Annotated in this window: 14 protein-coding genes; 5 read left to right on the top strand and 9 right to left on the bottom strand. The window is 36.7% G+C overall.

Translation table 11 applies throughout. The features are described from left to right. Nucleotides 1–44: 44 nt before the first annotated feature. The 9 genes from BZG02_RS03185 to BZG02_RS03225 all read right to left on the bottom strand — a co-directional run bounded on the left by BZG02_RS03185 (nucleotide 45) and on the right by BZG02_RS03225 (nucleotide 15,071). Nucleotides 45–1,283, bottom strand: coding sequence for a glycoside hydrolase 5 family protein (locus BZG02_RS03185; protein ID WP_180335609.1), 1,239 nt, complete (start codon nucleotides 1,281–1,283; stop codon nucleotides 45–47). A gap of 335 nt (nucleotides 1,284–1,618) precedes the next feature. After that, nucleotides 1,619–2,482, bottom strand: coding sequence for a sialate O-acetylesterase (locus BZG02_RS03190; protein ID WP_101259966.1), 864 nt, complete (start codon nucleotides 2,480–2,482; stop codon nucleotides 1,619–1,621). 126 nt (nucleotides 2,483–2,608) lie between these two features. Further along, on the bottom strand, nucleotides 2,609–4,243 hold the full coding sequence (locus tag BZG02_RS03195) for a sodium:solute symporter (RefSeq protein WP_101259967.1): 1,635 nt from the start codon (nucleotides 4,241–4,243) through the stop codon (nucleotides 2,609–2,611). 98 nt (nucleotides 4,244–4,341) lie between these two features. Then, on the bottom strand, nucleotides 4,342–5,856 hold the full coding sequence (locus BZG02_RS03200) for a cellulase family glycosylhydrolase (RefSeq protein ID WP_101259968.1): 1,515 nt from the start codon (nucleotides 5,854–5,856) through the stop codon (nucleotides 4,342–4,344). 154 nt (nucleotides 5,857–6,010) lie between these two features. Then, a complete protein-coding gene (locus tag BZG02_RS03205; protein ID WP_101259969.1) occupies nucleotides 6,011–7,024 on the bottom strand; it encodes a glycoside hydrolase family 130 protein in 1,014 nt (337 codons plus the stop codon). A 122-nt stretch (nucleotides 7,025–7,146) separates the two neighbouring features. Beyond that, complete coding sequence (locus BZG02_RS03210) at nucleotides 7,147–8,664, bottom strand: hypothetical protein (protein ID WP_101259970.1); 1,518 nt, start codon at nucleotides 8,662–8,664, stop codon at nucleotides 7,147–7,149. A 54-nt stretch (nucleotides 8,665–8,718) separates the two neighbouring features. Continuing rightward, nucleotides 8,719–10,422 (bottom strand): hypothetical protein, encoded by a 1,704-nt coding sequence (locus tag BZG02_RS03215; protein WP_101259971.1) that lies wholly within the window; start codon nucleotides 10,420–10,422, stop codon nucleotides 8,719–8,721. Between the two features lie 8 nt (nucleotides 10,423–10,430). Then, complete coding sequence (locus BZG02_RS03220) at nucleotides 10,431–11,933, bottom strand: RagB/SusD family nutrient uptake outer membrane protein (RefSeq protein WP_101259972.1); 1,503 nt, start codon at nucleotides 11,931–11,933, stop codon at nucleotides 10,431–10,433. Nucleotides 11,934–11,978: 45 nt separating this feature from the next. Further along, on the bottom strand, nucleotides 11,979–15,071 hold the full coding sequence (locus BZG02_RS03225) for a SusC/RagA family TonB-linked outer membrane protein (RefSeq protein WP_180335610.1): 3,093 nt from the start codon (nucleotides 15,069–15,071) through the stop codon (nucleotides 11,979–11,981). Nucleotides 15,072–15,341: 270 nt separating this feature from the next. Here BZG02_RS03225 and BZG02_RS03230 point away from each other — a divergent pair, with 270 nt between their 5' ends. The 5 genes from BZG02_RS03230 (at nucleotide 15,342) to BZG02_RS03250 (ending at nucleotide 23,150) form a co-directional block, all read left to right on the top strand. Then, nucleotides 15,342–16,199, top strand: coding sequence for an AraC family transcriptional regulator (locus tag BZG02_RS03230; protein WP_101259974.1), 858 nt, complete (start codon nucleotides 15,342–15,344; stop codon nucleotides 16,197–16,199). Nucleotides 16,200–16,544: 345 nt separating this feature from the next. Next, nucleotides 16,545–17,285 carry an NUDIX hydrolase gene (locus tag BZG02_RS03235; protein WP_101259975.1) on the top strand — a complete coding sequence of 247 codons (741 nt, stop codon included), beginning with the start codon at nucleotides 16,545–16,547 and terminating at the stop codon, nucleotides 17,283–17,285. A gap of 9 nt (nucleotides 17,286–17,294) precedes the next feature. Then, nucleotides 17,295–18,893 (top strand): MFS transporter, encoded by a 1,599-nt coding sequence (locus tag BZG02_RS03240; RefSeq protein WP_101259976.1) that lies wholly within the window; start codon nucleotides 17,295–17,297, stop codon nucleotides 18,891–18,893. A gap of 77 nt (nucleotides 18,894–18,970) precedes the next feature. Continuing rightward, nucleotides 18,971–21,403, top strand: a complete 2,433-nt coding sequence (locus BZG02_RS03245; RefSeq protein WP_101259977.1) for a glycoside hydrolase family 94 protein — start codon at nucleotides 18,971–18,973, stop codon at nucleotides 21,401–21,403. Nucleotides 21,404–21,416: 13 nt separating this feature from the next. Next, complete coding sequence (locus tag BZG02_RS03250; protein WP_101259978.1) at nucleotides 21,417–23,150, top strand: glycoside hydrolase family 9 protein; 1,734 nt, start codon at nucleotides 21,417–21,419, stop codon at nucleotides 23,148–23,150. Nucleotides 23,151–23,291 lie beyond the last annotated feature (141 nt).

A 23,291-nucleotide genomic window follows, 5' to 3' on the forward strand; every position in this document is an offset into this window, starting at 1 on the left:
GCTACCCAAATTGAGTAGCCTTTCTATTTTCTTTTCGTTTTTTATTATTCTGAAATTAACTTGCAAAATTCCTGAATGATTAACTTGGTACTTTCGTCGGTATCGTAAACCGAATACCAACCTTGAAACTCATGAGGCGGATCGCCAATTAAGTCATCACCCGTTTTCCAAACTGCTTTAGGAATTCGAGGTCTTCCCTCGCCTGCCCAAGCCCAAAAATTTGCTCCTGCCAAATTTTCTTCTTTCGATAGGCTCAAAACCTTATTGAATATGTACTTGTAATAGGTATCTCTGTAGTTTGTTAGAGCATTTGATTCATAGCTATTAAAGTCTCTTGAAATTCCAAACTCTTCCAAAACGATTGGTTTGTTTAGTACTTTAGTTGCAATATCAACATGATTTTTAATGTATTTGTCCGCTTTTACAATAGCCGTTTTGTATGTTTCTTCCGGATTTAATGGATCGTACAATCCCCAATTCTGTATCCACAAATGAAACGTGCAATAATCAATGTACTTCGACTGATGATCTTTTTCGAAGTTATTACTTGTTTGCGGAAAAGGAGTATTCCCCTCGCTTCCAATGGAAACCAAATGGTTAGCATCTAAACTCTTAATGTACTTTGCAGTTTCGTGCAACCATTTCCGATAAGCTTCTTCTTGGTTGATTCCTTCGGGCTCATTGGCCAATTGCCAAGCCATAATTGTAGGATCGTTTTTATAAGCAATATGATTGACTGTATTCTTACGATTTACTATCAATCCGATGAGCTCATTAAAATACTGTAAAGCCTGTGTATTGGTATAAAACTGAGCTGAATATTCCTGATATTTTCTCCAATCCCCATCTTTTGCTGGTGGTGGAAAAGGAATTGCCTCGTTACTATTTGCCCAGGAAACATATTGCGACATTCCACCAGACCAAGGCCAAAAGTTGTTCAAACACATGACACCAAGCATGTCTCTCTTTTTCATTTCGTTTAAGAGAAAATCCAATCCTACCAGAAGCTCTTCATTAAATACTCCAGGAGCAGTTTGCAAGCAGGGTTGTAATCGCCATTCGCCATTTTCATCTCCTTCGGAAGAAGCCATTAAACGAAGATTTTTAACACCTAAATCCTCTAGTCGATTCAATTCCCGAACCAACCTTTCTTGATCGAATGCCCCGAGGTTCATGCCATACCAGAAATTGGTTCCTATGTATTTGTAAGTCTGTCCGTTTTTAATGAACTTTCCATTCTCCACTTTGATGAATTCTTGCGAATGAATAGACTGTACTGACATAATTATCAAGGCTATTAGAATATATTTTATTGATTTCATGCATTTTAACTTTCAAAAGCTTCCAACTATCTGATTTTAACCATTGTCTTCAAGCCAGACGGGCTATTCTTTTGTCATTACCACAAAAGAATCAAAAAGTCTAGACTTCAGCTCTTCGATACCCAAAACGATTCAAAGCCTAAACAGAATAATATTCCCTCGTTCCTCACTCATGGAATTCTGTTTTTAACGCCTTTTTCATCTATGGGTCCCATCGTTAAACTGAATGTCGATTGGCTCCCTGATTAATAAATTTATAATATCCTGTTACTTAAATAACATAGGAGCAATTTCAATTACTTGATTCCTTCTAAGAAAAGCATTTTCTCGGCATATCGCTTTCCCAATTCTCGAACTCCTGCAGCATTAAAATGCACATGATCTTCTCTCACCGTGCATCCTTTCGAAGAAATTACGTGAGCAGTAGAAATAAAGTCTGGTAGTGTATTAATGATTGGATTCATGCTGGCACAAACGCCTTCTTGATCTTCACCAACTACTTCACCTGCTAATAAAGGCACATCATTCGCATCTAGAGAAAGATCGGCAAGCATATTTTCATAAACTGTTTTCACATAATTTGGCCACTGCTCATCGTCCTGATTTGTTTCTCCCTGATGAAGTAGAATTCCTTTAATTACGCCCTCTTTTTGGGCTAATTTTGCCATTTCAATCAAACGAGCATAAGGATTTCCGCCGTAAGCCTTAATTTTATCGCCAAACCAAGCCTCCGGGTAAATATCTGTATAATCTTGATAGCTATTTTTATCGAATAATCGGATATCGCAACCACCAATCGCAACACTAATTACGCCAATAGTAATATCCTCAGGAAGCTTTTCAAGCATTGTTCTGCCAAAATAATCAGCAGGCGAAAGACCAGCCCAACACTGACTTAAAGGAGGAACAGCATCGTACCATTGTCCCTGTTTTCTATCAAAATCAGCACAATCCATGGTCGGCATCATTTTAAATCGAGGATTTACTGTTTTGTCTTGCTCTTCAATGGTAGCCGAACCTTCCATATTCGACTGTCCAAAACACAAATAGATTTGAAATTTCTCTTTTTTCATTTCTTCTGCTGATTTTGATGGAGTAGTCTTACATCCAATAAGAGAAATTAAAATAAAACAGCACATTAATATTGTATTTTTTTTCATGACTGATTTAATTTTTAAAAATTAGTGAAATTGATTTTAACACGAAGACAAAAAGACGCAAAGAAAGCGAAATAGTACATTTTACAAATTAGCGTCTTTGTGACTTAGCGTTTGAATTGCTATCTTTTAAATAAACATGAAATACATTGTAAAACAAGCAATTACCAAAAGAAGTGACAATACTCGGAAATTTTTATACCAAACAATCCCTTTTAATTCTTCTGTTTCCTCGTGCCAAATTTTAACTGTCCATGTATTTTGAGCCACTTTTTCAGGATCGGGCAATCGAGTCATTAAACTTACAATTACATTGATACTCATACTGAAAACCATTACCACTGGAGCAATTAATAGGAAATGATATGGAATAGTAATGCCCAGTGCATATTTTGAAATCATTAGAATTGCAGCAACTACTATTCCCGAAATTAAACCCCAAAGTGCACCATACTCATTGGAACGCTTCCAAAATAATCCTAAGAAAAACGTGCCTACAATTGGAGGTGCCAAATAGGATACAACCTCCTGATAATAGGATACTAACGAATCAAAATTAGCAATAAAAGGAGCCCAAACAACTGCGAATATCAATACAACAACAGAAGTAATTCGACCAACCTTCACCAATTTCTTACTATCAGCATTCTTATCGTACCGAGCATAAAAGTCCATGGTAAACAAAGTTGAAACCGAACTTAAAGTTGCACTCAAGGTGGATGTTAGAGCAGAAATCATAGCTGCTAAAATCAATCCAATTAAGCCAACTGGTAATAATTTCACAATTAATCGAGGATAAACCTGATCGGTATTGATTCCAAAAGTGGTTTTTAAAGTACTTCCATCGATAATTTCGGCAGGCAAATTCTCTACTCCAAACAAGTTAATTCCACGTCCGATTAATCCCGGAAGGATAAAAATGAATAAAGTAAACAGATATAAAAATCCTACAAAAAGAACTCCTTTTCGACCATGGTCGATGGATTTTGCAGATAAAACACGTTGCACCATTACTTGGTTATTGGCCCAAAAATAGAATCCTAAAATTGGAATTCCAATCCACATTCCTAACCAAGGTACAGTAGGATCGTTAATCGGACGAGTTAGTTTTAACCATACGCCATCGCCAAAACGACTGTACAATTCTTCCCATCCTCCAATCTCGTCTAAGGCATAAAAGTAAAGGATACCCGAACCAATAATTAGGATTGTTGCTTGAATCATATCGGCATTAATAGCCGAAGAAAGTCCACCAATAATGGTATAAGAACCAGCAACGGCAGCCATAATTACAATAATCCAAAACATATCCACTTCCGGAAAAATCAACTTGATTATCAATGCTCCTGTGTACAAAGTTGCAGCCGCATCTAAAAACACATTCCCGAAAATGGTGATGAATGAAAAATAATATCTGGAACGTTTATCGAATCGTTTTTCTAGAAATTCAGGCATCGTAAATATACCCGATTTGATATAGAATGGGAGAAAGAATAAGGCAAAGAATACCATTACCAAAACAGAAATCCAGTTGTAATTAAAAACTGCAATTCCAGTTATAAATCCTTCTCCTGAGTGTCCCATTAATGTAGAACTGGAAACACTTGCTGCAAAAAGGGAAAGTCCAACAACAGGCCACGTCATGTTTCTACCTGCTAAAAAGTAGGAGGTAGAATCCTGACTTTTTCCATTCTTCAATGCCCACCAGATAATTCCGACGATAAAGGCAACAAGAATGGCAATATCAATTGTACTAATGTTCATTTTTTCTAAGTATCAAGACAAAAGTATCAAGTATCAAAAATCGATATACAAATTCTGTATTTTCTATTCTTTGATCTAGATATATTCATCAATTCAAATTAATATTCTAATGTTGTTAATAGAATGAAACTATTAGCTGGAACGTTTAATTCCAACACATCGTTTACTTTTATGTCGTTTTCTACCGCTATAGGAAATCCGTTAGCATCAACAGCTCTTTCTCCATCTACGTAAAGGAATTTTTTTAATGATTTAGAAGTCGGCATTGCAATAGTAATTGTATTATCTACAGCAGAATTATTAACTATGGCAACAGTAATTTCATCACCATAAATACCAGTAGTTAAACGAAGACCTTCAATGCTAGTTGAATCTGTTTTAACAATACTACTACCGGTTGGAAAATAACGGCAAATTAACGACCAGGAATAAAACCAAGGTCTCATGTTTTCATCAGCTGGATCATTACAGATTTCTGTTCCCAGACTGTTCCACATTCCCCATCTCTTCAGCTCATTTTTGTTACCCAAATCACCACAAGTATGCATTGCATCATCTAAAGCCCAAGCTGCAGCTCCTGAGTAACCCGCATTCATAGATTGAATTACGGCATCAGCCATATCAACTCCGTAACTGAATTTATATACATCCATTTGACTGTCTTCACAAGCAAATGGGTCTTCATTCGTTTTGTCTTGATTTTCTTGACCATTGCGACTAAAACCAAGTTCACCAAAAATGATTTGTTTGTTCATTTGCTTTGCAAATTTGGCTATCGCACCATGATATTCCTCAAAACCACCACTTCTAACCAAATCATATTCAGTATAATCGTGCACTTCATAAATACCTACAATATCATCGAGCTGTTTTGCAGTTTCTTCTACCCAACCCGAACCTGTATAAGTTGAATTAGGATTATCGTAGCGAGTAACGGCATCGGGTCCAGCAATAGAAACCAAACTATCTAATCCCTTAGCCTTTAAGCCTTCAGCTAATAATTCAACTCCAGCGCGCCATTTTTTAAAATCGCCATTCACACTCGACCAATCGCCATTTGGCTCATTAATAAAATTGAAATGTTTGATGCATGTATAGCCGCGGGTATTGATTAAATAATCCAAATATGCCACAATACCATTGATCCATTTAGGATCATCTGCTCCTGAAAATTTATCCGAATGACCTTCATTTAAATCATGTACCTTATAAGGTGTACCAACTTCGCCCAAAAGTACTGTTATGTTATTTTCTTGTGCATACTTCAAAATTTTCTCAACAGCTTTAACTTCAGGGGTTGAAAAATCGAGAATAGGCTCTCCTTCTTTATCAAATCCAACCAGGTATCTCCAATTGGCCTGATCAAACACCCTAAATAACTTAGCTTGCATGTAGTCGAGTCTATGGAAATTCATATCCCATTTAGCATCGGTCATTAATTTTCCCCATTCAGCATTTTCTGTATCGGCATGCGGATAAGCCGACCACTGCACTCCATTTCCAATAAAATCGGTAGAAATAACTTGATCGGGATGAATCCGAATCACATTTTTATCTTGTTGGCAAGAAAAAAAGAGTATCGAAATTAGGATCAAAAAAATTCTATTTTGCATCTGTATCTATTTTTTTATTGTCTAAACCAATTGAAATAACCTCTTCTTTATTAAAGAAATTTAGCTGATTTCGCTTATAAGAAGTGGATTTTCCTTCACTCAAAAAAAACTAAAAATGAAAGAAAATCCAAACCTCTCCTAACTACTTACTAATTTATCCCTTTTTAACAAATTCGAGGATTTCTTTCACACTACAAGTTGCTAAACCAACATATTTATCGGCAGCACCATAATATACATACAAAGTATCATCAACAATTACATTTCCTGTTGGGAAAACACATCCTTTATAGAAACCTTCCATTTCGTAATCATGTTCTGGTTGCATGATCCAATCGCTGGCACGAGCGATCACTTTCGTTGGATCTTCCAAGTCGAGCAAGGCAACTCCAACACGGTAATGACCTTGTCCGCCATTTTCAACACCATGATAAATTACCAACCATCCTTCGTCGGTTCTTAATGGTGGTGTACTACCTCCCACTTTCTCTTCCCAAGTTCCCTTGATACCTGCAATAAGTAAAGTACTAGGTTCATTCCACACCATTAAATCATCCGAAAAACGAATCCAAACTGCAGGAGTTTCGCATCCATACTCTGCACCAACCCATTGTTTAGGACGATGAAGCATAGCATATTTACCATTAATTTTCTCTGGAAACAGAATTACATCCCGATCATCCAAGTTGGTTTCAGTAACACGACCCAAACGGCGCCAGTTTTTAAAATCTTTAGTTACAGCAAGACCCGAATTTGCAATATTATCTCTCATTACAGCTGGAGAATCGCTTCCCACTTCTGGCAAAAGAATTACATCGTGAGCAAATTTCCAATATTGACCTGGATAATGAGGACGAAATGCATAAGTTACATAAAACTCATCTCCAAATTTCACAATACGAGGATCCTCAACCCCTCCTTGATCGGGCCCATCTACACTCGGCCCAAAACTTGGCTCATCCGAAACTCTATCAAAGTTTACACCATCCTCACTCACTGCCGTTCCCATTCGAATGTAATGCTGCTCATCATCACCAGCAGCACGATACAACATGGTAAATTTACCGTTTTCGTACCATACTCCAGGATTACAAACCACTAGGTTTTCCCAATAGTTTGTAGCATGTGGTTTTAAAATGGGATTATTTGGGTGTTTTATTAATTTCATGTTATTTTTATTAGCAACAAGCTTACAACTTCTAGTAATCAGCAAATTACAACTCTCTACTATTAAGCTGTTCTTACTTGCATCTTGTTTTATTCTATTATTAATTGACTTTTTGATTTTTACTATTCCATATTTGTAAACAGAATAAACGATTCACCTTCCAATGTCATCTCTACTCCATTACTGAAATCTAAACTCATATTATTCTCAACAGGAGTAGCAAATCCATTTTCATCAACTGTTCCTACAAATGAACCATCAGAATTTGATTTATAGCTGTATTTGTTCAATGTTAGAGTAGAAATAAAATCGGACTTCAAGTTAATTGGATAAGTAACGTAATGCGAGTTTACCAATGCAATTGTATATTTTCCATCTTTAACTCCCATAATAGCACGAACCCCTTTTTTATTAGGTAGGTCGATGTCGTAAATATCTGCACCAGCAGGAAAATAGCGACACAATAAGGATACAGGGTAGAAATATGGACGAATTTCTTCATCTGAAGCATCACCAGTATGTTCTTCTCCCAAAATATTCCAGAATCCCCATCTTTTCATTTGATCGACGTTGTAGTTATCATCTTTAGGACTAACGTACATGGCGTCGTCCATATCCCAAACCAAAGCACCAGAGAAACCTGCTCTCATCGATTGAATAATTGCATCGGCCATATCGATACCATAAAATGCTTTGTAAATCATCATATTAGAATCGTCACCAGCATAAGGATCATTCTCAATAGCCTCTTCATTTTCAGCCTTTAAATCCGCATCAACATCGGTATACTTGAACCCAATCTCGCCAAGTACAATTTTCTTGTCGGATGGTGTTGCATCGCGATAAGCCTGAAGCATTTCAGTATAATCGCCATTACGCACGATCAATTGTTTCGGATAAACGTGAATATCATACAGTCCAATCGCATCTCCCAAATCATCTTTCGCATTGGTAATCCAACTGGTTTGATTTGCACTTTCGAAAATAGCGATATCTGGTCCCATCAATTTTACTGCTGACAATTCATAATTTGCCATTTCTGCAATAAATGCTTGTTGTGTATTTTTCCACGCAGTATAATTGCCCAAAGCCGAAGACCAATCGCCATTAGGTTCGTTAATAACATTGAGTGTTTTAATGCATGTATACCCTTTTGTATTTACCAAATAATTCAGGAATTTTACAGCATTCGCAACCCATGATGCATCTATTTCTTCAATATTTCCATTGGTATAATGATGTCCCCACTCTCCATAAGTTATCTCGATATTACGACTTTGCGCATAATCCAACATTTTGAATAATGTTGTGTTTTTAGTTACCTCATCGTAAGTACCATTATTATCGTAGGAAGATGCATTGGTCATGATACGCAAAAATGGAGGACGCATAAAGTCGATTCGCTGGTATAAAGTATTCCAATCGGCATCGCTTAAAGTTTCTGTTCCAATCCAAGATTGAACATTTTCGTAGCCTCCCCACTGTGCTCCATTTCCTACAAAATCGGTAGAAATTAGATTAGAAGTAATGGTAATCTCCCTATTTTGCAATACAAAATCCGAATTATTCTCATCGCTATCGCAAGCTGAAGTAGCAAGAAATAGAGAAAGTAATCCGGCTAATAAAAATCCTGTTCTCATGTGTATATTTTTTAAGACCAGTTGCAGTTTGTGCTGCAACTGGTTTTATAATGACTATTGTTTATTTAGGTTATACCACATTTTCTTAGACATGTGAGCAACCTCTTCGTAACTGTAGTTTGATACATCCCAGTCAAACAAGTCTGCTAAAAATTCCACTTCGGTTGTCAATGCAACTTCTGTTTCCGTTTTTACCTCCAAAGTAAGTACATACTCAGTACCTCCACCATCAGTAATTTTCACAGTTTCTCCTTCCAAAATCCATGTTCCAGTTCCCGTAGGCACTTTTCTATATCTTTCATTAAAATCTGTTTCCGGCCAATCAGTACCGTCATAGGTAAAGTCAGCATTTGCAGCATCGGCACCTGCATTGTTTTCGTAAGATCCGTAAGGCTGACCTTCGCTATCTTTACCATCCACAGTAAATGTAATTGTGTTGTCAAGCTCTGCAGTAGCATTTGAAAGGTAATTGGTTAGCTTCTCAGACTTGTCCCATCCCCAGCTTTCCCAGGTAAACAAGTCACAGTAAATTCCAATTTCACCAATAGTCCATGTTCCAGCTATTGAAACATCACTAACGTCAAGATCTATTTGCAATTTAATAGTCCAAGTTGCAGACTCTCCTACTTCTGAAATAACGGTAATTTGAGTAGAATTATCAGTTGAAAAATCAAGCATTTCAGCAACAGCTTTATCTGCAGTAGCACCATAAGAAGTACTTATACTCACAACTTCAATAGCTGACTTATCAGCACCATTATCTTCTATTTTAACAGTAACAGTTTTGTTTGCTGCATCAATTACAGCATCGCCAACTTGATCCTTCACTGTTAAACCAGTAATACCATTACCTGTTTGCAATACTTTCTCTCTTGTAAGCGTGTACCACATTGGATTCGACATGTGAGCCAACTCTTCGTAGCTCCAATCAGTATCACTCCAATTAAATAGGCTAGCTAAGTATGGTAATTCAGCTTTAAGTGACACCTCATTTGTTTCGGTTAAAACCTCAAGATCTAGCTCATGCTCTACATTGTTTGCATCTGTAATAACTACTTTATTGCGTTCAAAATCGCGCAACCAAGTACCATTACCCATAGGAATCTTACGGAATCGCTCATTAAAATCCCATCCTTTTTCAGTATCACCATAGTGACCAAAAATACCGTCAGGACCAGCACTGTGCTCGTAATTACCATACGGATTTCCTTTTGCATCAGCACCTTCAACAGAAAAGGTGATCACATTATCCAACTCAGGACTTAACTCAGGCAGGTAATCAGTAATTTTCTCATTCTTTTCCCATCCCCAGCTTTCCCAGGTAAACATATCGCAATACATACGAATTTCGCCAATGTACCACTCTCCTTCCAAATCCGATTTAAATGGGCTTAAAGTAATTTCCCATTCTAAAGATTCTCCTGCACCTGATACCACCGCTACAATAGCAGTTCCATCTGTAAAATCAAGAGTAGTACCTGCAAGGCTTGTGGTAGTAGCTCCATAAGCAATATCTATGCTTTTAATTTCTACTTTCGTGATATCAACAATATTTTCGATTTTTGCGTAAATATTAATTTTGGCATCGTTTAAATCGCGCTCTACTAGTGCCGTTCCAATTTGTCCTTCGAGTAAAATTGAAACAATATTACGCTCCTTCTTCCAATCATTTCCATCTAAATCCTTGAAAGGATCGTCCGTACAACCAGCCATGAATGCTACCAGTACGATTAGAAATATATTTAATAATTTTTTCATGGTAGTTTTTAATTAATGTTAGGATTCAAATCTAATTCACGTTGAGGGATTGGATAAAAAGAAACTTCTTCAGGAGATAATCCTGCAGCTTGAGTTACTTTATCCTGTACAATATTCTTACGTCTTAAATCCCAAAGACGATCTCCTTCATAAGCCAATTCGCGCTGACGTTCTTCAATTACCAACGTACGGAAATCATCTTTCGATAATCCTGAAAGATCAGCCAATTCGCTTACTCCGGCACGACGACGAATTGAGTTGTATTGCTCCAATCCATTTGCATCAGCTGTAGCTTCAGCATAAATCAATTGAACTTCTGAATAACGAATCAAATAAGGACGTGTACTGGTTTTATCACCTGAAAATTCAGTGTCGATATATTTTCTGGTAAACTCATAAGGAATCGTTCCATCAGCCACAGTTCCTGTCAAGTTGTTACTTGCATCATAAATTTCAGATACAAACAACTGAGTACGACGATTATCTGTCACCTCATAATTTGAGATCAAAGCACTAGTTGTTTGGAATACACTCCAACCATCGTGAGTTGGTGAGAATGAATCATCAGTATTTTTCAAATAAATTGTACCTCCGGCAATCCAAGGAATAAAATATTTCGAAAGTTTTGAATAATCACCTTCTGAAGTTCCTGAACGATCCATTGATAGGATAAAAATATGCTCAGAACCATCTGGCTTGTTCACATCATAAATATCCTGCAAACTATTATCGTGAGCATATTCCGACTGGTCATTTAATACATATCCAGCATATTCAGCCGCTTTAGCATATAAATTATCAACGCTTTCGGTTAATACATCATATTTAGAAACACCACTCTCCTTCGCCGAAGCCGCAAACAAATACACTTCAGCCAATAAAGCCTGAGCAGCAACCTTATCTGCACGACCGGTTACCCGATTTACTTCCAAATAATCAACAGCTTTAGTCAAATCATCAATTAAAAATGAATAAACCACCTGCATATTGTCGGCCAATGGGGCAGTTGTTTCATCCATCTGATCGATTAATGAAGTTTGCAATGGAGCCAATCCAAAAGCTCGAACCACATTAAAATGGTTGTATGCACGAAGAAAATAAGCTTCACCTAACAAACGTTTCTCATCTTCCTCATTAAAGCCTCTTCCTTCCACATTTTCAATAACCGCATTAGCTCTGTTAATTGCAATATAAGCACAACGGTAATACTGAGTTAGCAATTCATTTTGAGAAGTTACTTCCCAATTTACAAATGCCTGAGCATCGGCTCCTTCATCTGATTTCACAATGCAATTATCGCTTCCCAATTCAGTCAAGTAATAGGTTACTGGAGCGTAACTAGTTAATGTTAAAGCATCGTAAGCATACAATAGTGATGCTTCAGCATCTTCCACTGTTTTATAGAAATTATCCTCAGAATAAAAACCGGTAGGCTCAACATCCAGACTTTCGCATGAAGCCAGCCCCATAACAAAAGCTAATCCTAGTGTAATTTTATTTAATATTTTCATTTTCTATTCTTTTTAAATACTGTAAATGATTCTTGTGATATCGAATTAGAATGTTAATTCAACACCCAACGTCCATTTTCTCAATTTAGGATAACCACCCCAATAGATACCATCACTTCCTAATTCAGGATCATACCCATCAAAATCAGTAATTGTGAATAAATTAGTAGCATTCATATAAATACGACCTCGTTTGAACCATGAAACCCCTAAATCAGGAATATTATATCCTAACGAAACGTTCTGCAACCGCACATAACTACCTTCCTGAATATACCAGTCAGACATATATAGACTTCTACCTTCGCGTAAGCTAGGATAGTCGTTTGTTGTATTGTCCTGTGTCCATCGTAATGGCTGATTACTTGGCTCACTAAAAGCTTTCGTATTAAAAATATCCTGCCCAAAACTTCCATTGAAGAACATTGCCAAATCGAAATTTTTATAGCTCACCTGTAAGTTCAAACTTGCTGTAAAATCAGGATTTGGATCACCAATCACAGTACGATCATTCTCGTCAACCACACCATCTTCATTTATATCAACATATTTAAATTCTCCTGGCTGGGCCTCTTTTCCTTCCAAACCTGCTGCCAAGCCTTCCTGAGTAGTTTGAATAATACCATCCACTTTACGACCGTAGAACACATTAACAGCCTCTCCAATTCCTAAAATATTTGGAACTGCACGAAATGCCTCAACAGTACTTCCGTTAAATTCGTATTTCATTCCATTATTAGGATCTTCACTTAATCCAAAAGCAAGTTCATCACCAAGACTCATAACTTCGTTCTTATTTTTGGAGAAAATAAGTGTACCTGAAACTTTCCAGTCTTTTTTATTAATGATATCGCCATCAATAGTAACTTCTACACCTTGATTTTTTATTTCTCCACCATTAACCCACATCAGATCGTAAGCAGATGAAGGAGATAACCAACGCTCACGAAGCAAATCATCTGTATATTTATTATAATAATCAACAACAACACGTAAACGTCTGTTCAGAAAAGCCATATCCACACCTACATTAAACTGTCGGGTTGTTTCCCATTTTAAATCGGGATTAGGAATTCCAGACCATAATTTTTTACCGGTTTGGCTATCCCATCGTCCAACGTAACCCGGTCCTATGGCAGTTTGCCAGCTTCCATTTACGTAGTACTGATCTTCTCCGTACTGACTATTAATAAGGTAAGCTCCAATTGGTTCTTGATTACCAGAAATACCGTAAGATGTACGAAGTTTCAACTCATCAAATATTTCTAAATCTTTAATAAAATCTTCGTGATGCATTTTCCATCCTAAAGCTCCCGATGGAAAATAACCCCACTGATTATTCTCTCCGAACTTAGAAGAAGCATCGGCACGCATGGTAACGGTTGCCATGTATTTACTATCGTACACATAATTTAATCGTCCCATTACCGAGTACATAACCTCTTCGCTTAATGCGTTATCTACACTTTGTTTTTCAGGATTTCCACTAGAAAGATTACCACTACGCAAGGACTCGTTCAGAAAATCGTAAGCTCTCAGACTGGAAGAACGATCTTTCTTGTAACGATATGAAAAACCTCCCATTGCATTCAGGTTGTGAACCTCGTTAAAAGTCTTATTAAAAGTCATGAATGTTTCGGCTACAATCTCATTACTTTCCCAGTTATCGATACCGCCGGCTCCATTATTAAAAGCACCATCCTCAGTATAAACTTTAGGATTATAAAAGTCGGTAGTCGATCTGCGCGATTGATAGTTAACCTGCGACTTTAATGAAAGAGACGGCAAAATTTGCGCTTCTGCAAAAGCAGATCCCAAAAAATCCTGAAACTCTGTAGTGTTTGATTTATTCTCTGTTAAAGCAATTGGATGCGAATAATCCTGAGTTCCAACCATATAATACCCTTTCGATGCATCATTATCATTGTAAACTGGAAAAATAGGATTACGCCAATAGGCCAAACCACCATTGTTATTTCTTTCTCCTTTTGAAAAAATAACATTGGTTCCAACTGTTAATTTATCGTATACCTTATGAATGATATTCAAATTTGCATTCAGCTTTTCATAGTTGTCTTCGATATAAACCCCTTCATCCGTAAAATAAGTTGTACTTAAACTAAACTGAGTTTTTTCGTTTTGGCTACGAATAGCAACATTCGTATTGTTTGAAACCGGAGTACGAAATACTACATCATCCCAACGAGTGTTATATTTCCAGGAACCACTCTTTAATTCACTAACCGATGGATAATAAACTCCATTAGGATCATTCGCTCCAATATATAAAGGAACATATCCTCCATTAATTCGAGACTCATTACTTAAACCTGCCATTAAAACAGGATCGCGCCATAAGTTTAGATCCGAAGTAAACTCCGAAATAGTATTTTGCTGAGAAACAGTAATCTCTGTACTATTCTTAGATCCTTTTTTTGTAGTAATCATGATAACACCATTTGCACCACGCGAACCATAAATCGCTGTTGAAGAAGCATCTTTTAAAATCTCCATCGATTCAATATCACTAGGTGAAATTTGCTTGATATCTCCAGCATTACCTATTGGAAAACCATCAACAACTACTAACGGCTCGTTACCACTTCGATATGAACTACCTCCCCGAATGCGAATAGTAGCACCTTCTCCCGGATCATCGGAAGATGAAACCACCTGAACACCTGCACTTTGCCCTTGCAGTAAACCATCAATCGAATTCGAAGGTTTCATAGGAACAACATCCATTTTTACAGATGAAACAGATCCAGTAAGATCACTTTTCTTAACCGATCCATACCCTACAACCACAACCTCTTCCAAACCTAAAGTTTCTTCCTCCAAGCTAATATTCATATTCTGATTTACATCGGCCTGAAATTCGACAGTTTTGTAACCAACAAATGAAAATACAACGATTGCGTTCTTCGACACAACCTTTAATGTAAATTCCCCGTCGATATTTGTGACGGTACCATTTTGAGTGCCTTTTTCAACAACACTCACACCAGGAATACTTACTCCGCTTTCGTCAGAGACTACTCCACTTACACTTTGAGATTGAGCATTTGCATGCGTTGTCAGACTTAAAAAGCAACAAAGCATCATTATTAAACTCAATATCCTGTTTCTTTTTTTCATAGATATAGATTTCTCGTTTCTAATAGAATTATCGATGTTTCAAAAATAGTACTGATCTCGAAATAAAATTTCACTTTAAATGTTCATTACCTATACTTTAATGAATAGTTAATTATACAACAATTAGCCTATTTAGAATAATAAAAGCTCAACCTCCTGTATTTTCAACAATTACACAAACATAAAAAGCAATACTTTTATGAATATATTTATTACATTTGCGCTGTATTATTAATCATTTAATAACATCTAACGCAAACTTTTTGATTCATGACAAGAATTGTACGCGAGATTACGCCACTTACAGAACACGATTTTTTTATTGTTCTTGACCATCAAAATGCCAAATTCGATTTTCCAATTCACTACCATCCCGAATACGAATTAAACCTAGTACTTCACTCCTCGGGAAAACGCATTATTGGAGATTCTATAAAGAATTACGATTCTGCAGATTTAGTATTAATAGGTCCGAACACTCCTCACGCATGGAGCGGAAGCACCGATAATGCAAGAGTAATCACCATCCAATTCCAAAATAACATTCTTAGTGAACAAACACTAAACCGAAAAGCAAGTTTACCTATTAAAGATCTTTTGGGGAAATCGAAAATGGGAATTTTATTTTCCGATGAAACCACTCAAAACATATTGGATCGCATCATCAAACTATCCGATGTTACTGGATTCGATTCTTTTCTTGATTTTTTATCTATCCTATACGATTTATCCATTTCCCGGAATCAAAAAACCTTATCATCGCCTTCCTACGTTGATCAATTCGATACCTCAAAAAGTAGACGCATTAAATTAGTGAATCAATTTTTAATCGAAAACCTTCACAATCCCATCAGAATTAACGATGTTGCTTCTATGGTAAACATGTCACCATCGGCATTCAGCCACTTCTTTAAAAAAAGAACACAAAGAGCATTTTCCGACTATTTATTGGATATACGCATTGGTCACGCCGCAAAAATACTTATTGAAACCGAAAAGAATATTTCCGAAATTTGTTTTGAAAGTGGCTTTAATAACATCTCCAATTTTAACCGGTCCTTTAAAAATCTTAAAGGATGTACACCCAGAGAATTCCGTTCGCAACAGAAAATGATCACCAAGCATTAAATACTCCAAAACTCTGTTTTTAAAAAACAACCAAATGGAAAATCCACTCGCCGATTTTCCATTTTTTTATTCTCCAAAATAGCTTCAACAACAGCCCATTTCCAGTTTTTTCTATTAAGACTAATTCCAAATAGAACTATCGAAACAAATAGTTATTCCTCTCCAAAAGACAAGGAATAAAGCTATCTTAGTGTACTTTATACAATCTGCAACGCACACGTTTTCGACAGACCATGTTTTCTTTTTTTGATATTTCTAAAAAAGGATTTACATTAGCGCTAAATATAGTTAGTGTCGTTTCTACACCTTACCAAATAAAAATAGACATAAACACCAAACGTAAAAATGATAAAAAGGCCACTTAACAACTACATATCTGTCGATTGTGTAATATTCGGATACAATGGACAAGAGCTACAAGTGCTACTTGTAGATAGGACACTTACTAATGAAACTACAGGAGAATCCGAATTTACAGATTTAACCCTAACTGGAAATCATATTTACGAAGATGAAACCATAGAAGAAGCAGCTTATCGTGTCTTATTCGACCTTACCGGATTAAAAAATGTATTTCTCGACCAATTCAAAACTTTCGCTCATCCAGACAGATTGAAAAAAGAAAATGACCGCAAATGGTTACTTCATGATGGTAGAGATCCTGATAAACGAATTGTATCTATCGGCTATTTTTCGTTGTTAGCCACTCAAAACATCACTTTAGAATGGAAAGGCAGAAACGTAAAATGGGTTCCAGTATCAGAAGTAGGAGAGCTAGCTTTTGATCACAATCAAATTCTGGAGGAAGCCTTAATTGCTTTACGAAACAAAATTAAACATGAACCGATTGGCTTCGAGTTGCTTCCAGAAAAATTTAGCTTAACACAACTTCAAAACATCTATGAAGTAATATTAAGTACAGAACTAGACAAAAGAAATTTCAGAAAGAAAATCGCCCGAATGAAATATCTAATTCCTACGGATGAAAAACAAACTGGAGTTTCGCATAAACCTGCTCGTTTATATGTTTTTAGCAGAGAAGTTTACGAAAAAACAAAAAAAGAACTATTCGATTTTACAGTCTAAAAAGGGAAAATGGCTAATTCATATAAAATATCAATAAAAGAAAAACTTGGCTATGCTTTGGGCGATGGCGCCGCGAATATTGCATGGAGAGGTGTAGCCACTTTTCTATTTATATTCTATACCGATGTGTTTGGAATAGCTCCTGCAGCGGTTGGTATCCTCATGTTTGTTTCCCGTTTATCCGATGGAATCAGCGACGTATTAATGGGTGTTGCCGGAGACAGAACCAATACAAAATATGGCAAATTTCGACCTTGGATATTGTTTACCGCCATTCCTCTTGGAGTAATTCTATCCTTACTTTTCACAGCTCCAAATCTAGGTTCTACAGGCAAAATCATATATGCTTATACAACCTATATTCTATTCACTTTAATATATACAGCCAACAATATTCCTTACGGAGCATTAATGGCAGTTATGACTGGTGACGATAAGGAAAGAACAAGTATCGGATCTTACAGAATGGTTGGCGCTTTTGCAGGAGGTATGCTTGTGCAGGGAGCCTTACTTTTTTTAGTAGCACATTTTGGAAATATAAACCCTACAATTAGTGTCAATGAATTGGCTTCTGATAAATTTCAAGTCATGGTTTCTGCTCCATCGGATGTAGAAAATGTAAACATTAAAACAAAAGATGGAATTGCAAATTTTATTTGGGAAGACAACAAAACAGCTACAGATACTCCTACTACAGGAAAAAGCTTCTCGATGGAAGCCAATAAATCCTATTCTTTTATTGTTTCGGGAGAAAAAGATCTAAACAAAGACAAAATTGTAATTATCGACCAGAAAAGCGGTTACAGCTATTCCATTTATCTGATGTCCGCTTTTTTAGCTCTTTTCATGTTTATCACTTTCTGGTCTACAAAAGAAAGAATTCAACCTCCTAAAGAACAAAAAAGTAATCTACGAAGAGATTTAAAAGATTTAATTACCAATAAACCTTGGATAGTATTATTAACAATCGGATTACTATTCAGTATCTACAACTCAATAAAACAAGGCATTGTAGTGATTTACTTCACTCATTATCTGCACAATCAGATTTTAGCTGCCTCTTTTATGGTCGCACTCATGATTGCTTCTATTGCCGGCGCAATGATAACTGCTCCACTAAGTAAAAAACTAGGAAAAAAGAAATTATTTATTTATGCATTTCTATTCTCAGGAATAGTAAATGCATCCATTATATTTTGCGGTCCAAACGATATCAGCGCAATCTTTATTTTGGGTATTGTGTCAGAATTTGCTGCCGCAATATTCCCAACTCTATTCTTTGCTATGCTTGGCGATGCTGCAGATTATTCTGAATTTAAAAATAGCAGAAGAGCTACAGGATTAATCTATTCTGCAGGCTCATTTGCTACAAAATTTGGTGGAGGTATAGCAGGAGCAATAATCGGTTTTATTTTGGCAGCTTTCCATTACAACGGACAAGATTATTCGGCCATTCAAGGAGCAATTCCAGGAATTACCATGCTGATGAGTTGGGTGCCGGCAATCATAGCAATATTGGGTGCTATTTTCATGACAATATATCCTTTAAATCAGGATAAAATGAATGAAATAACACTGGAACTTGCTAATAGAAGAGTTACAGAATAAACGAGAAAAATTAAAACAGATAATGATAATAGGTGCTAACAACACTTAAAAAGAATAAACAATTTAATATTAGTATTATGAAGTACGGTTTCTTTGACGATGCCAACAGGGAGTATGTGATAACATCACCAAAAACACCTTTTCCATGGATAAATTATCTTGGGAACAAAGATTTTTTTGGATTGATATCGAATACAGCGGGAGGATATACTTTTTATAAGGATGCGAAATTTCGAAGATTAACGAGATATCGTTACAATAACGTTCCTGTAGACATGGGCGGACGTTACTACTATATAAAAGACGAGGAGTGCACATGGAATCCAGGCTTTAAACCGACTCAAACCGAATTAGATAAATACGAGTGCCGTCACGGCCTTAGTTATACTCGTTTTTTAAGTAGCAAAAATGGACTTTCTTCCAATTTACTTTGCTTCATCCCACTCGACTATATGGGTGAGGTGCACCTTTTGAAACTTAAAAATGAAACCGACAAAGTAAAAAAAGTTAAAGTCTTCTCATTTGCAGAATGGTGTTTGTGGAATGCCGAAGATGACATGACTAACTTTCAACGCAACCTATCAACAGGCGAAGTGGAAGTGGAAGGTTCTGCACTTTATCACAAAACAGAATACAAAGAGCGCCGAAATCATTACGCATTTTTCTCTGTAAACTCTAAAATTAATGGTTTTGATACCGATCGCGAAAGCTTTATTGGCATGCACAATGGCTTCAATAATCCACAAGCAATTGAAAATGGCAAAGCTAGCAACAGTATTGCTCATGGATGGTCGCCCGTTGCCTCTCACTATATCGAACTTGAATTACAGCCTGGCGAAGAAAAAGAATTTGTTTTCATTTTAGGATATGTAGAAAACAAAGACGAAGAAAAATGGACTTCAAAAGGTGTAATTAATAAAACAAAAGCCAAAGCAATGATGGCTCAGTTTGACACATCCGAAAAGGTAAATAACGCTTTCGCAGATTTAGAAAACTATTGGTCGAAATTACTCAACAAATTTAATTTGGAAAGTAAAGAAACCGAGCTAAACAGAATGGTTAGCATCTGGAATCAATACCAATGCATGGTAACCTTTAACATGTCTCGTAGCGCAAGTTTCTTCGAAAGTGGAATTGGTCGTGGCATGGGATTCCGTGATTCCAATCAGGATATCATTGGTTTCGTTCATCAAATACCAGCAGAAGCAAAACAACGAATTTTAGATATCGCAGCCACTCAATTCGAGGATGGTGGATGCTATCATCAATACCAACCATTAACAAAAATGGGAAATCATGCCTTAGGTGGCGATTTTAATGATGATCCACTTTGGTTAATCTTATCGGTAACTTGTTACATCAAAGAAACAGGCGATTTCAGTATTCTGGATGAAATGGTTCCTTTTGATAACGACGAATCGAAAGCTCAATCTTTATTCCATCACTTAAAAGTATCCTTCAATCACGTTATCAACAACTTAGGCCCTCACCAATTGCCTTTAATCGGTCGTGCCGATTGGAACGATTGCTTGAACCTGAACTGCTTCTCAACAAACCCTAACGAATCGTTCCAAACCACCGGAAATAAAAAAGGACGAACTGCCGAATCGGTGATGATTGCTGGATTATTCGTTGTTTATGGAAAAGAGTTCATTAAACTTTGCGAACGAATTGGCAATACCGAAGAGGCCAACAAAGCCACCAAGCATGTTGAGGCAATGACTCAAACAATTAAAGATCATGCCTGGGATGGAGAATGGTTCTTGAGAGCCTATGATTACTACGGTAAAAAAGTTGGATCAGAAGAAAACGAAGAAGGTAAAATTTTCATTGAATCGCAAGGTTGGTGTACCATGGCCGAAATTGGTCGTGAAGAAGGTTTAATGGAAAAGGCTCTTGATAGCGTTAAGGAACGTTTGGATACTCCGTTTGGCATCGTTCTAAACAACCCTGCCTTCACCGAATATAAAATTGAATATGGCGAAATCTCTACTTATCCTGCCGGATATAAAGAGAACGCAGGTATTTTCTGTCACAACAATCCTTGGATAATTATTGGTGAAGCTCTTTTAGGTCGAGGCGATCAGGCTTGGGATTATTTCCGAAAAATTTGTCCTTCTTATTTGGAAGAAATCAGCGAATTACACAAAGTTGAACCCTACGTGTACTGCCAAATGGTAGCCGGAAAAGATGCCTTTAAACCAGGCGAAGGAAAAAACAGTTGGTTAACTGGAACCGCATCGTGGAATTTCTATGCAATAACACAATATATTCTAGGCATTCAACCCGATTACGACGGATTAAGAATTGATCCTTGTATTCCTAAAGAATGGAAAGAATATACCATAACACGCGAATTTCGCGGAGTAAGCTACGAAATCAAGATTTTAAACCCTGAAGGAAAAAACAAAGGTGTAAAATCTATGGAAATGGATGGCAAACCTATGAATGGAAACCTTATACCCGTTTTAAAATCAGGAGCTCATAAAGTCACAGTTATTATAGGATAATAAACACAACGAGATGAATATCATGAACTATAAAACATTCTTATTGTCGCTTTTTATTTCGCTTTCCCTATCCGCTTGCATGCAAACGGACAAAGAACCTGTTTCAAACAACGAACAATTAATTCTTGTCAATCAGGTTGGATATGATTACGATGCTAGTAAACTGGCACTAATCAGAACAGAAGCGGAACAGTTTAGTATCAAAAATAACAAGGGAAAAACCCTTTTCGAAAAAGCCACCGGTCCCAAACAGTATTGCTCTCTTTCGGGCGATACTGTGCAGACAATCGATTTTTCCGAAATCACCAAAAAGGGAGAATATTACATTGTAATTAAGGACAGTATCATCTCGCATAAAATTGTGATTACAGAAAGACCATATGCCGATTTAGCAAAAAGCGCTTTGAAATCATTTTATTTGAATCGCTCAGGAATGGAAATTGACAGTATTCATGGCGGAATTTGGGCTCGTCCCGAAGGCCATCCCGACACAACTGTCTATTTTCACTCTTCGGCAGCTGATAAAAATCATCCTGAAAACAGCTCAATATCATCTCCAAAAGGATGGTACGATGCTGGAGATTATAACAAATACATTGTCAACAGCAGTATCTCAACTTATACTTTGCTTTTTGCATACAATTCCTTTGCAGCTTATTTCGATGAATTGAACCTAAATATCCCGGAATCGAATAACAAAATCCCTGATGTTTTGGATGAAGCATTGTATAATTTACGATGGATGATGACCATGCAGGATGCAAACGATGGTGGTGTTTATCACAAGCTAACCACTAAAAACTTTGAAGATTTTGTGATGCCACACGAGGCTACAAACAAAAGGTATTTGGTGCAAAAAAGTACCTCCGCAAGTTTAGATTTTGCCGCAACAATGGCTTATGCTTCCCGTATTTTTGCTGATTTTAGCTCCAACTTACCTGGACTGGCTGATTCCTGTCGTATTCAATCCGAAAAAGCTTGGAATTGGGCAATTAAAAACCCCAACGTGTTATACGAGCAAGCACCTGATATTAGTACTGGTACCTATGGCGATCCAAACTTAAGTGATGAATGGTATTGGGCAGCATCGGAATTATATTTAACTACAAATGATAATGCTTATTCAGGACTTATTTCAAGTATTCAACTTGATAGCAACACTCCTAGCTGGCAAAATGTGAACTCCCTTGGAGTAATGTCACTATTAAGTTCCGATAAAAAAGATGATTACACTGAATTACAAGTACGTTTTCTAAAATACATCGATCAACTAATTGAAATGGAAAATACTAGCCCCTATCGAATTGCCATTAGTAATTACGATTGGGGAAGTAATTCTGAATTTGCAAACCAGGGAATGATCAAATTATTGGCATACCAATTAACAAAGAATTCCAAATACCTGAACTCAGCAAGAGAAAGTTTAGATTATTTGCTTGGCCGAAATGCAACCGCTTATTGCTTTGTCACAGGTTTTGGTTTTTTGAGTCCAATGAATATTCACCATCGACCATCAGCTGCTGATTCTGTTCAAGAACCCGTACCTGGCTTTTTGGTTGGCGGTCCAAATCTAATTGTGCCCAACGACTGTAACGATGAAATAACCCGGTCTCCTTATGTGGCCAAAGCATATGCCGATGAGCAATGCAGCTATTCAACCAATGAGATCGCCATTAACTGGAATGCCCCACTTGTTTATTTAACTTCTGGAATCGACGTTTTTGGGAAAAATACTAATGAGGAATAAAAAAATGTCGGAAAGAGTAGTTGGTCCTCTCCTTCCGACAAACAATTCATTTCAATTAATACGCTAATGAATCGTCGCAAAAGTATCAAAAAAAACGAGAATTGAACAAGTCATCCTCAATCTTCATGTTTAATTAAAAAC

It is taken from the genome of Labilibaculum filiforme, from assembly GCF_002843315.1.
GTDB lineage: Bacteria > Bacteroidota > Bacteroidia > Bacteroidales > Marinifilaceae > Labilibaculum > Labilibaculum filiforme.

What these genes read in the sequence shown, in the direction of transcription:
- BZG02_RS03250 (WP_101259978.1), top strand. Translation starts at nt 21,417, where the DNA reads ATGAATATCATGAACTATAAAACATTCTTATTGTCGCTTTTTATTTCG.
- BZG02_RS03185 (WP_180335609.1), bottom strand. Translation starts at nt 1,283, where the DNA reads ATGTCAGTACAGTCTATTCATTCGCAAGAATTCATCAAAGTGGAGAAT.
- BZG02_RS03200 (WP_101259968.1), bottom strand. Translation starts at nt 5,856, where the DNA reads ATGCAAAATAGAATTTTTTTGATCCTAATTTCGATACTCTTTTTTTCT.
- BZG02_RS03215 (WP_101259971.1), bottom strand. Translation starts at nt 10,422, where the DNA reads ATGAAAAAATTATTAAATATATTTCTAATCGTACTGGTAGCATTCATG.
- BZG02_RS03245 (WP_101259977.1), top strand. Translation starts at nt 18,971, where the DNA reads ATGAAGTACGGTTTCTTTGACGATGCCAACAGGGAGTATGTGATAACA.
- BZG02_RS03235 (WP_101259975.1), top strand. Translation starts at nt 16,545, where the DNA reads ATGATAAAAAGGCCACTTAACAACTACATATCTGTCGATTGTGTAATA.
- BZG02_RS03205 (WP_101259969.1), bottom strand. Translation starts at nt 7,024, where the DNA reads ATGAAATTAATAAAACACCCAAATAATCCCATTTTAAAACCACATGCT.
- BZG02_RS03230 (WP_101259974.1), top strand. Translation starts at nt 15,342, where the DNA reads ATGACAAGAATTGTACGCGAGATTACGCCACTTACAGAACACGATTTT.
- BZG02_RS03210 (WP_101259970.1), bottom strand. Translation starts at nt 8,664, where the DNA reads ATGAGAACAGGATTTTTATTAGCCGGATTACTTTCTCTATTTCTTGCT.
- BZG02_RS03240 (WP_101259976.1), top strand. Translation starts at nt 17,295, where the DNA reads ATGGCTAATTCATATAAAATATCAATAAAAGAAAAACTTGGCTATGCT.
- BZG02_RS03195 (WP_101259967.1), bottom strand. Translation starts at nt 4,243, where the DNA reads ATGAACATTAGTACAATTGATATTGCCATTCTTGTTGCCTTTATCGTC.
- BZG02_RS03225 (WP_180335610.1), bottom strand. Translation starts at nt 15,071, where the DNA reads ATGAAAAAAAGAAACAGGATATTGAGTTTAATAATGATGCTTTGTTGC.
- BZG02_RS03190 (WP_101259966.1), bottom strand. Translation starts at nt 2,482, where the DNA reads ATGAAAAAAAATACAATATTAATGTGCTGTTTTATTTTAATTTCTCTT.
- BZG02_RS03220 (WP_101259972.1), bottom strand. Translation starts at nt 11,933, where the DNA reads ATGAAAATATTAAATAAAATTACACTAGGATTAGCTTTTGTTATGGGG.